14 protein-coding genes are annotated in these 12,664 nt (G+C 45.9%); all 14 read right to left on the reverse strand.

Features of this window, described 5'->3' with window-relative positions; genetic code table 11:
- The 14 genes from aroC to NSQ20_RS20285 all read right to left on the reverse strand — a co-directional run bounded on the left by aroC (position 1) and on the right by NSQ20_RS20285 (position 12,538).
- Positions 1 to 1,170, reverse strand: a complete 1,170-nt coding sequence (gene aroC, locus NSQ20_RS20220) for a chorismate synthase (RefSeq protein WP_036607682.1) — start codon at positions 1,168 to 1,170, stop codon at positions 1 to 3.
- 178 nt (positions 1,171 to 1,348) lie between these two features.
- Positions 1,349 to 2,143 carry a protein-glutamate O-methyltransferase CheR gene (locus tag NSQ20_RS20225; RefSeq protein ID WP_036607684.1) on the reverse strand — a complete coding sequence of 265 codons (795 nt, stop codon included), beginning with the start codon at positions 2,141 to 2,143 and terminating at the stop codon, positions 1,349 to 1,351.
- A gap of 25 nt (positions 2,144 to 2,168) precedes the next feature.
- On the reverse strand, positions 2,169 to 2,612 hold the full coding sequence (gene ndk, locus NSQ20_RS20230; RefSeq protein ID WP_017687704.1) for a nucleoside-diphosphate kinase: 444 nt from the start codon (positions 2,610 to 2,612) through the stop codon (positions 2,169 to 2,171).
- A 154-nt stretch (positions 2,613 to 2,766) separates the two neighbouring features.
- Positions 2,767 to 3,741: a polyprenyl synthetase family protein gene (locus NSQ20_RS20235; protein WP_017687703.1), complete on the reverse strand. Its 975-nt coding sequence runs from the start codon at positions 3,739 to 3,741 to the stop codon at positions 2,767 to 2,769.
- A 343-nt stretch (positions 3,742 to 4,084) separates the two neighbouring features.
- Positions 4,085 to 4,705 (reverse strand): flavin prenyltransferase UbiX, encoded by a 621-nt coding sequence (locus NSQ20_RS20240; protein ID WP_017687702.1) that lies wholly within the window; start codon positions 4,703 to 4,705, stop codon positions 4,085 to 4,087.
- Positions 4,706 to 5,572 (reverse strand): UbiA-like polyprenyltransferase, encoded by an 867-nt coding sequence (locus NSQ20_RS20245; protein WP_076250002.1) that lies wholly within the window; start codon positions 5,570 to 5,572, stop codon positions 4,706 to 4,708.
- Entirely contained in the window at positions 5,565 to 6,293 is a 729-nt protein-coding gene (locus tag NSQ20_RS20250) for a demethylmenaquinone methyltransferase (RefSeq protein WP_036607690.1), read from the reverse strand. The genes NSQ20_RS20245 and NSQ20_RS20250 overlap by 8 nt, the downstream gene beginning before the upstream one ends.
- A 15-nt stretch (positions 6,294 to 6,308) precedes the next feature.
- The gene (locus NSQ20_RS20255) at positions 6,309 to 7,172 is read right to left on the reverse strand and encodes a heptaprenyl diphosphate synthase component 1 (protein ID WP_340030748.1); all 864 of its coding nucleotides are present in this window, start codon (positions 7,170 to 7,172) and stop codon (positions 6,309 to 6,311) included.
- Positions 7,173 to 7,273: 101 nt separating this feature from the next.
- A complete protein-coding gene (locus NSQ20_RS20260) occupies positions 7,274 to 7,825 on the reverse strand; it encodes a hypothetical protein (RefSeq protein WP_340030749.1) in 552 nt (183 codons plus the stop codon).
- A gap of 121 nt (positions 7,826 to 7,946) precedes the next feature.
- A complete protein-coding gene (mtrB, locus tag NSQ20_RS20265) occupies positions 7,947 to 8,168 on the reverse strand; it encodes a trp RNA-binding attenuation protein MtrB (protein WP_017687697.1) in 222 nt (73 codons plus the stop codon).
- Between the two features lie 169 nt (positions 8,169 to 8,337).
- Positions 8,338 to 8,610, reverse strand: coding sequence for an HU family DNA-binding protein (locus NSQ20_RS20270; protein ID WP_024630670.1), 273 nt, complete (start codon positions 8,608 to 8,610; stop codon positions 8,338 to 8,340).
- Between the two features lie 217 nt (positions 8,611 to 8,827).
- Positions 8,828 to 9,814: an ABC transporter permease gene (locus NSQ20_RS20275; protein ID WP_017687695.1), complete on the reverse strand. Its 987-nt coding sequence runs from the start codon at positions 9,812 to 9,814 to the stop codon at positions 8,828 to 8,830.
- Complete coding sequence (locus NSQ20_RS20280) at positions 9,811 to 11,328, reverse strand: sugar ABC transporter ATP-binding protein (protein ID WP_340030751.1); 1,518 nt, start codon at positions 11,326 to 11,328, stop codon at positions 9,811 to 9,813. Before NSQ20_RS20280 ends, NSQ20_RS20275 begins: the two co-directional genes overlap by 4 nt.
- Positions 11,329 to 11,440: 112 nt before the next feature.
- Positions 11,441 to 12,538 carry a sugar ABC transporter substrate-binding protein gene (locus tag NSQ20_RS20285; protein WP_036672016.1) on the reverse strand — a complete coding sequence of 366 codons (1,098 nt, stop codon included), beginning with the start codon at positions 12,536 to 12,538 and terminating at the stop codon, positions 11,441 to 11,443.
- Positions 12,539 to 12,664: the final 126 nt, after the last annotated feature.

The following is a 12,664-nucleotide window of genomic DNA, read 5'->3' on the forward strand; positions in this document are numbered from 1 at the left end:
TTAGTAATTCTCCAGTTGAGCGTTATAACTAGCAACATTAGCACGGATCTCTTCCATGGAATCCCCGCCGAATTTCTCCAGGAATGCTTTGGCAATTTCCCACGCTACAACATGCTCCATAACCACACTCGCTGCTGGTACAGCACAAGCGTCCGAGCGCTCAACCTGAGCCGTAAATGCTTCTTTTGTATCAATATCGACACTTTGCAGTGGCTTATACAACGTTGGGATCGGCTTCATCACACCACGTACAACGACTGGCATACCGTTTGTCATACCACCTTCGAATCCACCCAGACGGTTGGTTGCCCGGTGGTAGCCGCGCTCATCCGTATGCATGATCTCATCATGCACCTGTGATCCTCGAATGACTCCGGCTTCGAATCCGATACCAATCTCTACACCTTTGAATGCATTAATGGACATTACGCCTTGAGCGATTCGTGCATCCAGTTTGCGATCGTATTGAACATAACTACCAAGACCAATAGGTACACCTTCAACGATACATTCCACTATTCCTCCGATGGAATCGCCTTCTTGTTTAATCTGGTCGATGTAGGCTTCCATCTTCTTCTCTGTCTCAGCATCCGTAACACGTACAGAGGAAGCTTCTGTCACTGCGATCAGTTCATCAATCGGAAGGTCCTGATACGGAGCTTCGATCTCTCCAATACGAAGTACACGTCCAGCTACCTTGATTCCGAATTCAGCCAGGAATTGACGTGCAATGGCACCACATGCCACACGTACCGTTGTCTCACGTGCACTGGAGCGCTCCAGTACGTTACGCAAGTCTTTATGATTATACTTGAGTCCACCGTTCAGATCAGCGTGTCCGGGACGAGGGCGATGAACGCGACGTTTCTCTTCGTCACTGCCTTCAATCGGCTCAATATTCATAATATTCTGCCAATGTTTCCAGTCGTTATTTTGAACAACCAGCGCTACCGGAGCACCTGTTGTATATCCGTGACGGATACCACCAACAAAATTCGCCTGATCCTTCTCGATCTGCATCCGGCGTCCACGGCCATATCCCTTTTGGCGGCGGTGAAGCTGGAAATTCAGTTCTTCAAAATCAATCGTCAAATTACTTGGCAATCCTTCAATAATAGCGGTCAATTGGGGTCCGTGCGTCTCCCCTGCGGTTAAATAGCGTAAACTCATAATACGTTCCCCCTTTAAACTGTTAAACTTCACATTGCTAAAATCCCATAATTTCTTTGCTTATTATAGTATAGCTGACCGGCTTTGACAAGAAAGTCGGCGCTTTCTTGTACTTGGTATACAAATAACCGCCTGAACACATGTACATGTGCTTCAGACGGCTGAACAACCATTATCATTATTTTTTCCGATAGAAGAATGTCTCTGCTGTCTCCAGACCATATTGTCCCGGGGAGAAGATCTGCTCCGTACTACCCACAAACAAAATACCGCCTGGACGCAAACTTGCTGCAAATTTGTGATACAACAGGTTTTTGGCTTCCTCGGTAAAATAGATCATGACATTTCGGCACACAATCAGATCGTACCCATCGTCAAAACGGTCCACCAGCAAATTTTGTTTCATGAACTTGATCGAATTTTTGAGTTGCTCATCAATACGGTATACCAAGCCATCCTGCTTGAAGTAACGGTTCGCCGTTTCCTTTGGCACATCCTTAAGCGAGCGTTCCATATAACGCCCTTCCTTGGCTTTGGCCAATGCACCTTCATCCAGATCACTTGCCGTAATGGAGCTGTCCTTCAAAATGCCCATCGTGTCCAGAATCATGGCAAGTGTATAAGGTTCTTCACCTGTTGAACAGGCCGCACTCCAAACTTTAGCACGACGCTTGGACCCCAGCAGCTCAGGCAGGATCTCGTCCCGCAGCACTTCCCAACGATTGGGATTACGCCAGAATTCCGACACGTTAATCGTCATACGATCAAGGAACTCGTAGAACAATGTTTTATCTTTCTGCATAGCTTCAAAAAAGTTAGAAAATGTATGAAACCCGTTTTTGTTGCGAAGTGTGGTCAGCCTTCTTTTCATCTGGCCTTCCTTGTATTGAGCAAGATCAATGCCTGTGCTCTCTTTGATTTTACGAATGAATCCGGTGTAATCCGGGTCTAGTAGTTGTTCTTGCTCCAGCATCGTGTATCACCCTTTTGGCTAATAATTACAACCAGGCTGCGATGCTCTTGTCGTATACCACCAGTTCATCTGAAGCAAAGAAATTTGCTGCTTCACGGGAAGCACTTTCCGGCGAATCTGCCCCATGAATCAGATTATGTGGTGTGTGGCTGGCGAAGTCTCCGCGAATGGTACCTGGAGCTGCTTCCTTCACATTGGTTTTTCCAATGACGATGCGCGCAAGCGCCACAATATCGTCCCCTTCCCACACCATGGCAAATACAGGCCCAGATGTGATAAAACGAACCAGATCATCGAAAAATGGTTTACCCTCATGTTCAGCATAATGGCGTTTTGCCTGATCCTCAGACATCTGCACCAATTTGCCTGCCACCAACTTAAATCCTTTGTCTTCCAGACGGCTAATAATTCGACCGATCAATCCACGCTGCACACCATCCGGCTTCACCATCAAAAATGTACGATCCATCAGCTCACTCCTCACTCACGGTTCAAAGTTAATCACTATGTAAACGCAATCCCTCTGATTGTAACATACATGTCCAAATCCTCCCAATGAGGAATCTCACAGTTCTGTTCATCTTTGGGTATGAGTAATCTGAGAGTCGAAGGTCATACATTGTTTAATGTGTACGTTTAACCACAAAATGAGCGATATCACGCAGGTTTTTGGTCGTCTTGATGTTAGGTAGCTGATCGAGAGCATCGAGCGCTTTCTTCATATATCGGTCAGCAAGGGCTTCAGCTTTAGCAATTCCTTGACTTTGTCGAATCATTCCAATTGCATCCGATGCACTTGCCCGTCCTTCTTCATGCTGGACACGGGAAATCTCCTTAAGCAAAGGTTCCCGCAGATCGGATTCTTCCAAGGCATAAAGTACAGGAAGAGTGATATTTCCTTGCTTCATGTCACTGCCAGGTGGCTTACCAAGTTGTTTCTCAGTACCTACCAGATCAAGTACATCATCTTGAATCTGGAAAGCCATCCCCACATTGTATCCGTACGTATACAGCAGGGAAGATACATGCTCAGGCGCACGTGTAGCCAATGCCCCTAACTGACAACTAACTGCAATCAGAAGTGCTGTTTTGCGGCGAATACGCAGCAGATAGTTACGAACACTTTGTCCCGTATTGAAAAAGTCGCGAATTTGCTCCATCTCACCAATGGACATCTGTACCATAGCTTTGGCAAGGATACGATGAATCGCTGGATCGGATAATCCGGCAGTCATTTCAAGTGCCTTACCGTAGATATAGTCTCCAGTGTACATGGCAATCCGGTTATCCCATTTTGACTTCACCGTGGGTTTGCCTCGGCGTGTCTCCGCATTATCAATGACATCATCATGAACGAGGGATGCCGAATGGATGAGTTCCAGCGGAACCGCAACCAGCTTCAGACGTTCAATGTCGTATGTACCAAATTTCCCACCAAGTAACACAAAAACGGGCCGCAACCGTTTTCCTCCTGCTTTAAGCAAATGAAGTGACGTTTCACTCAGCAGCTTCTGTTCTCCTCGAACACTGCGATACAACTCTTTCTCAATGTAATCCATGTCCTTTTTTAACAACCCGAAAATATCCAATAGTTTCATTCGTTCACCCGTATCAGCGTATTGTCAGTCCATAAATTCATGCTTACCTTCCCCTCCAGCAAGTCGGGCCTGCAGGCATTACGAGAAACCCGGCTTACCGTTCTTGCTTGTGTTGTTCTATAAGGTAATCTAACGTGTTTTTCTTCTCCGAATGTCATAGCCAACACCCGAAAATTAAACTCTGCGACTTGTTCTGAAACAAAATACAGAAGTTGCCGGAGCATGGGTCAAGACTGTGGTTCATGAAGACTCACCATCAGTGCTCACCAATACCCCGGGATTCGGGGGACAAATAAACCGAGCAACACTTTGGCAAAAAACAGCCTTGTATCGAACTCAGTCGTTATCCCCGTTCATCCGGTTCTCCCCATCTTGTAAACAGTTGATGTGGGATGCGCAAGCTATCCAGCACTTTACCCACTAAAAACAGAATCAACTCATCCATAGTCTGAGGTTTGTAATAAAAAGCAGGCATAGCCGGTATCATTCGTACACCAAGACGAGAAAGCTTCAGCATGTTCTCCAGATGGATTGCATGAAGAGGCGTCTCACGTGGTACGAGAATCAATGTTCTTCCCTCTTTCATCATAACATCGGCTGCGCGAGACATCAGATTATCCGACGATCCCTGCGCGATGGACGAAAGAGTTCCCATCGAACATGGCATGATAATCATGCCGTCGGCCAGATAAGAACCACTTGCAATGGAGGCCCCTATATCACTCACAGGATGATAGATCAGAGAACCGGCACGGTTGCCGAATTTTTCTTCCAGCACCGCGTCCCGATTCGTCACATCCCAGTCCAATTCTTCTTTCAGTACACGCCACCCTGCATTGGATATGACCAGATGAACGTTATATTCCAAATCAAGCAGCGTTTCAATTAATCGAATGCCATATATGCTGCCACTCGCTCCGGTAATTCCGACAACCAGTCGTTTATTGTCCGGCTGCTGCACCATTTATTTCACCGCCAGATCAATCAGAGTGAACGTAAATACAATTAAACTAAGCAAACTGTTCATGGTAAAAAACGCCGTTTGAACACGGCTCATATCATTAGGCGATACAATATAGTGTTGATAGAACAGAATTCCATACGTCACCAACATGCCTGCGCCATACCACCAGCTCAGATCTGTCATCAACAATAACGCAAGAAAACCAATTGCAGTAATCACATGGAAGAACTTAGCGATCTGCAAGGATTTAACCAGGCCAAAACGGGAAGGTATGGAGTGAAGACCCTCTCCCTGATCAAATTCCAGATCCTGACATGCATAGATAATATCAAAGCCCGCTGTCCAGAACACAATCGTAACGTACAGCACAATCGCTGTCCAATCCATCGTTCCTGTTACAGCTACCCAGCCACCAAGTGGTGCCAAACCAATCGTCATTCCGAGAACAATGTGGCATAACCATGTGAATCGTTTGGTGTACGAATACAGTACCAACATAAACACAGCTATAGGCAACAGCTGCATCGATAATACATTAAGATTGGATGAGGCCCAGAATAACAATATAAATGAGATAATGACAAATATAACAACTTCCCCATTTTTCAACAGTCCTGCCGGGATGGCTCTCATCGCGGTACGCGGGTTTTTGCCATCAATCGCTTGGTCAATAATTCGGTTCAAACCAAAAGCCGCACTACGTGCACCGATCATCGCAAGCAATACCCACATGATCTGCATCCAGCTTGGGAAGGTATCATTCACTACCATGGAGCCGAGGATCGCCCCCATAAATGCAAAAGGTAAAGCAAAAAGCGTGTGTTCAATCTTGATCATTTCTAAAAAGATGCGAATTTTCCTAAACATGCTGATTCTCCTTGGTTCCAATATGCAGTGCCGCGATACCTCCGGTCAGAGGGTAGGCCTGCACTTGCTGTAATCCAGTTTCTGCAAAAATGTCTGCCAGTTCCTGCCTTCCCGGGAAAATGGCCAGTGAGTCCGGCAGCCATTTGTACTGCTCAAAACTTTTAGCAAACACTTTGGCTAGATTCGGTAAAACCTTCTCAAAATAAAAATAATAAATGCCTTTGAACGGCTGCCATGTTGGCTTGGACAATTCTAGACACACAACCATACCACCGGGTTTGACTACACGTTTCATTTCAGACAACACTTGTCTGAGATCAGGTACATTACGCAACCCAAACCCGATCGTCACATAATCAAACGAATTGTCTTCAAAAGGAAGTGACATGGCATTTCCCTGTGTCAGGGTAATCTGCTTTTGACGTTGCACCGCATTGATCTTTGTCTGGCCGACCTCCAGCATGTTGCTACTGAAATCAAGTCCATGCATGTGCCCCGTTTCACTTGCCTCTGCCATAGCAAGCGTCCAGTCACATGTGCCGCAACACAAATCAAGACCGGTATCGCCTTTGGACATATTCATCTTTTTCATGGTGAATTTACGCCAAGCCTTATGCCTGCGGAAACTTAAAATATCATTCATGACATCATATTTTCCGGCTATACTCTGAAAAACCGAATGGACATATTCTTCTTTCGGTTTGGTCTCTCCGCTCCCCATTCGTCTGTCTCCCCCTCAATCTTCCCTTACTGCCGCATGTGAAGGCTGCAAATATGCCAAGTAAGGCTCTAGAATTGCATGTATCTCATGCAAGCCCATCCGCCCTTCCTCGTCTTGCAACAACAGTTGAATGCGGTGTGTACACTCGCGAAGCTTGTCCAGCAAAACCTCGCCAACCCTATGCTTCAGCACCATAGTGTTCCATGCACGTGCATCCGGTTCAGAATGACGCAACACATTGCGCTCATCGTCATTACCATGCTCGTATATGTGCCAGTATGCATAGCTGTGAAGATATTGTTTTGCGTCATTCATCCGCTTCAGTTCTTCCACGATCGTTTCGCAGGAGCTGAATTCGGTCAACAGGCTGTTCCATAAAGACTCTTCGTTATGTTGAATCATGCCTGTAAATGAAAGAAACAGCTGCATCCTCAGCTGTACCGTTTCACGCAAGTATTCATCAGCCGAAACGAGAAGCTTCTTCATCCGTTCATACAGCGTCATCTTGCGTGCGTTCACTCCGGATACAGCACCACTGAGTTTGCCAATCATTTCAATTCTGCCCGCTTGGGCAAGCAATTGATAAAAACGGCTACTTAAATAATCCCCGGCGAGTACATTCAACTGACGTGAACGCATCTCCTGCTCTTTCCGCTCACCGGAAATGGTATCGATTCGATCATGCGTATCCATGGCCAACTGAACGAGCGAAGTTGCAAGAGCATATAACTCTTGATGCACCTTTTCGTCTGTGCGGCCCACAAATATCTGCAACAGACGTGCCCGGCTATCCGGAAATGATGGGATTTCCGTATGTTGTCGAATCATGTCGTAATCCGTATATTTCTTTGCTAGTTGGGGTACGCGATATGAATTCATTCTCAGCCTCCGAGCCTTAACATTGTTAAACCATTTCTGCACTACAATCTTATATATTATAGCATATGTTGAACGGGCACGCACTGAATCCTGCTATTCTATTACCCCTGACTTGTCATTTCGAATTGCTTCTTCCAGAGTTCGGTCTCCATCAAATGAAACCAGTCCTTCAATTCATCTGAAAAGGCCGCACTTTTCCAGTTCCGTAATGTTTCAATCGCATACAGAGGCCACTCTCCACGCCGAATATCAGCAGCAAGTAACAGATGTCGTTTATGCATCCATTCATCTTCTGCCATCACACGCAGCAGCACCTGATCCACGTTATCCAGACTCCGAAAGCTCAGATCCGCCACAGCTGCCATGTTCTCATAGATTTCAGTGTAACTTGTACCCGTTCCTTTAACTTTGAGGTCCAGTGTCAAAATGGACTGTTTCCATTCCACTCTTGCAATGGGAGTTGATAGTTGCATGGAACTTAGCACATCAACCAGATTGTCATTCGTCAGCTGAACTGGATGATGTGATGCAGAGGCAGGCTGTACGTTGTCCCCGCCCCATGTACGCATATGTAAGGTTTGTATCGCAACAAGCAGAAAGACCGCCGCAACCGTTGCTAGCATTGAAGCAGTAACAATCATCCGCGGTTTCATATACGCCTCCCTGCCTTTACCTGTTAGTGTAGTCTGTCCGGTAAAGGCTCATACCTCATTGTACAATGAAAAAAAGCAGGCTATGCCTGCAATCTTCATTTGAATGTATTCAATCTGTCCATTACTCCGATTCAATCTGTCCATGCTTGGTAATCAGCGTGGCTTTGCCCCGGATTTTAATAGCTGAAGTATGGGTGGTAAATTGGGCGAACATCACTTCACCCTTGTCCAATTTCTCGGTGTGGTGAAAACGTGTATCCTGACCTCGGGTTAATCCGATCACCTGGACACCATTTTCCTCTGCCTTAATTACAATATAATCATTGCCGGTTGGATGATCCATCACGCATGTCCCCTTCTTTAGTTCGATAGCGTTAATGATGATTAAGATTGTTTCATTTGTCAACCTGCGCCTTATACGAATGAACCGCAAGAATCATCGTTAAAGGGCAAAAGAAAAGGCCGTGAACAAGTCACGGTCTTTTTGTCGACATATGGAATATGTAGAAATCTTATTTAATTCCGTCTTTGAGCGCTTTACCTGGTTTGAATGCAGGAATTTTGCTCGCAGGAATTTCGATTTCTTCACCTGTTTGCGGGTTGCGTCCTTTACGTGCAGAGCGCTCGCGAACTTCGAAGTTCCCAAAACCAACCAATTGTACTTTATCTCCGCTTTGAAGAGCCTCAGAGATTGCTTCGAATACGGCATCAACCGCTTTCGTTACATCTTTCTTGGACAATTCAGTCGCTTCAGATACGTGTGTAATCAAGTCTGATTTGTTCATTTGTTTTTCACCTCCTGTATCAATGTCCTGAATGTTATACTGTGTTTCCGTTTTATAGCGAAATATACGTTCATACGCAAAAAATCTACGTACATCTTGAGCGCTGAACACAAATCTCCGCCTGCGGTCAACAGTCATTTTCGGCAGAATGTCGTCTGAAACCACGGGCATTTCAGACGCCGAACAAATTTCATACTAATACAGACAGCCCACAATTTCAAGTCCGGTTGCGGTTTAAGACGTAAAATGTAACCGCCAGGGCAAGCACGAGAACCCCACCTTTTACAATATCATGTGTGAAATACTGTACGTTCATCATTGTTAAACCGTTCACAAGTACACCAATCAGAACCGAACCAATGAAGGTTCCGATGACATTTGGTTTACCCGCACCAAACACAGAGAAACCGACAAATACTGCAGCTACGGATTCCATTAACAACGGTGATCCCGCATCAATTTGCCCAGATCCTACTTTGGAGGCATAGATGATACCCCCGATTGCTGCAAACACTCCAGCGGCTACATAGGCGAGTGTACGCACCTTTTTCACCTTGATTCCAGACAACCGTGCAGCTTCCTCATTACCACCTGTAATGTACATCTGGCGCCCATATTTCGTATACGTCAAAAAGATATGCACACCTATTACCGCAATAAGTAGCATGATAACCGATATCGGCATACCAAGCCATTTACCCTGCCCTATTAGCAGGAATGTCGGGTCCATCTCTCCCGCAGCTTTGCTTCCATCAGGGAACTGCATGTGATTGTAAATGGTATATCCCTGTGCATACGTTTTGTGAATACCTCCGATAATGTACATCGTGGCAAGGGTTGCGAGCAAATCCGGAATACGCAATTTTACAATGAGCAAAGCGTTAAGTAAACCAATAACAGCGCCAATGATTAGTGGAACAATAATTACAATTGCCAGTGGTTGTTGATACCAAATCATTAACGAAGCAGTAACGACGGTAGTTAATGAGACAGTCGCCCCAACCGAGAGATCAAATCCATCAACAATGAGAGATAACGTAACACCGATCGCTACAAAAGTAACGATAGAGATCGAGCCCAAAATATCGGTCAAGTTACTGTACGTAAAGAAATAAGGCAATTTAATGCCGAAAAATGCGATAACACCTATTATGACTATAATCGCCCCGTAACGGAACGCAAAATCCAGTGATTTATCCTTCATGATTGCACCTCTTGTCCACCGCTTGCATAGTATAGCAGCTGTTCTTGGTTAGTCTCGCCTCGTTTGAACTCTTTTACGATAACACCTTCGCACATGACCGCGATTCGGTCACCAATTCCCATGCCTTCATCCAGTTCACAGGTGAAATAGATTACACCCTTGCCCGCCAAAGCCAGTTCATTAATGATGCGGAAAATGTCACTTTTTGCCCCAATATCTACGCCTTTGGTTGGCTCATCAAATATAAATACATCCGCATCCGCATTAAGCCATTTACCAATGGCTACCTTTTGCTGGTTACCACCGCTTAGATATTTCACTTCCTGTTTCACGGACGATGTTTTAATTCCAAGCTGTTTCACCAATGACTCTGCATTCAGACGTTCCCGCTTGCGGCTTACGAAACCTAATGTACTAAGACGGCTTAGCAAAGGCAGACTTAAATTCCGTTCCACGTTCTCCTGAATCAGGATTCCTTGTTTACGTCGCTCCTCCGGTACAGAAACAATCCCCAGAGCCGCCGCATCCGCAGGCTGAGACAGGCGGAGATTTCGGTTGTTAAGCCGGATCTCGCCTCCCTCCAGCCGATCTGCACCAATCAGCAAACGAGAGCTTTCCGTTTTACCCGCGCCTACCAGACCCACCACAGCGAGGACTTCACCTCGGCTTACAGAAAGGTTAACACCTCTAACTTTCACTCCACGACGAAGCCCACGCGCCTCCAACAGCAGTTCCCCCACGGGCGCTTCTGTCTTCGGAAACTCTTCTTCGAATGGTTTGCCCAGCATCTGTGTAACCAAATCGTTGATCGTCAGTCCTTTTGCTTCACCGGTAAATACATGTTGTCCATCTCTCATGACCGTAACGCGATCACAGTGACCCGTCACTTCAGCAAGACGATGGGTAATGAAAATACAGGCTACGCCCCGATCCTTCAGGAGATGAACAATACGGAAAAATGCATCCGTTTCTTCCTGACTCAGCGGTGCAGTAGGCTCGTCAAAAATGATGACCTTGGCATCCTGAATCAAAATCCGTGCCAGCAAAATCATCTGTTTTTCTGCAAGTGTCAGATCGGCCACTTTTTGGTGAACGGATATGTCCGCCCCTAATTGCTTCAATGCCTCAACCGCGCGCTGTTGCAGCTTCCGTGGACTTTTCCACCAACCTCCAGCAGATGAAGCCAACTGATCCAACATAATGTTCTCCGCAGCCGTCAGCTGTGGCACCAGTGCCGCATCCACTTCCTGATAGACACAGTGAATCCCACTTGCCTTTGCGTCTCCCGGAGAACTTAAATGTAGCGCTTGTCCACTCAACTGAATCGTACCCTGATCCAATGGATAGGCACCGGACAGAATTTTCATTAACGTGCTTTTACCGGCACCATTGGCACCCAGCAGCGCATGAATCTCCCCACCTTTTACAGAGAAATCCACATCCTTCAGTGCAGGAATACCTGAAAACTGCTTGTGGATATGTTCCATTTGAAGCAGAATCGGTGCAGTGCTCATGATGTTAACCTCCAATCGTTCCCATACGGGAGTATCCCATTTCTCATCCAGACTTGCACATCTTCATTATGGTGGAAAAAGCGCGCCTTGCGGCGCGCTTCCCTTACGCTGCTTATTTAGCAGTAATTCCGTATTCACTCATCCAGTCCTTGATTCCTTGTGTGCTGCCACCCCAACCTTCAACGAACTCAGACAGCTCCGAAGTGGAGATTTGTTTATCTGGCAGAGCTTCACGTTGAACATAGACCGGGTTAAGAACAACTGCATCTTCCGTCTCGTCCCCGTTCAGTTTTTGATAAGCATAACGTACTTGGACGCGACCAATATCCGTTGGATCCACAGCCGCAGAAGCAACCCAAGGATTTTTCGGGTCCTGAATCATTTGCAGGTCCTCGTCACTCATATCAATACCATACACTTTGATCTCATCACGTCCAGCTTGTTGAATCGCGCGCGCTGCACCTTTGGCGAACTCATCCCATGCAGTCCATACAGCTGTAATCTCACCTTTTGGATACTGCTTGAGAATAGCTTCCATTTTGGCTTGAGTATCCAGCGCAGGATTCTGTGCAGAACCAAATGTAGCTATTTCCTTGATGTCCGGATTTGCTTTCATGAATTCACCGTATGCAATCTGACGGCGTTCCATAGGTGCAAAACCAGCTACCCATACTTTGACAATATTACCTTGTCCATTGATATCTTTTTTCATTTGCTCCAGCGTCAGTTCAGCCATCTTCTGGTCATCCTGCGACAGGACTGTGGCTCCTGGAACACTGATAGCTGCGTCAAACACGACCACTGGAATATTCTGTTCTACTGCCTTCTTCACGCCTGGCTCTAATAGGGAATCCCCATGATCCGTGAGAATGGCATCAAATTTCTGGTTAATAGCGCTATCAAGCAAGGATACCATTTTTGCTTTGTCATTATCGGCAACAAACGTTGTCAGTTCTCCACCGAATTTTTCGATTTCTTCTTTTACACCCTGTACATATTGCTGCGAGAAAGTACCTGTATTAAACTCCATAATAAGTGCGATCCGTTTGCCGCTTAGAGGGCCTGTAACTGCTTCCGTTTTTGGTGTATCATCTGATGCGCCCGAAGCCGGAGTGGCTGCCGGTTCTTTTTTGATTCCGCAAGCGGACAGCGCCAATGTAAATACTAATAACACACTCAACCATACCCATTTAGTCTCTTTTCTTTTCATCTCTGTATCCCCCTGTCCACTCTCTGTGATCTCGATCACAATAGTTGAATATTAATATAACGGCTAATCCCTAGTATGTAAATGGGTTTTAGCAATTTAAAGCTAAAACTCGCTAAGTTTTTTCGA

Origin of the sequence: Paenibacillus sp. FSL K6-1122 (assembly GCF_037977015.1) — a bacterium.
Taxonomy (GTDB): domain Bacteria; phylum Bacillota; class Bacilli; order Paenibacillales; family Paenibacillaceae; genus Paenibacillus; species Paenibacillus amylolyticus.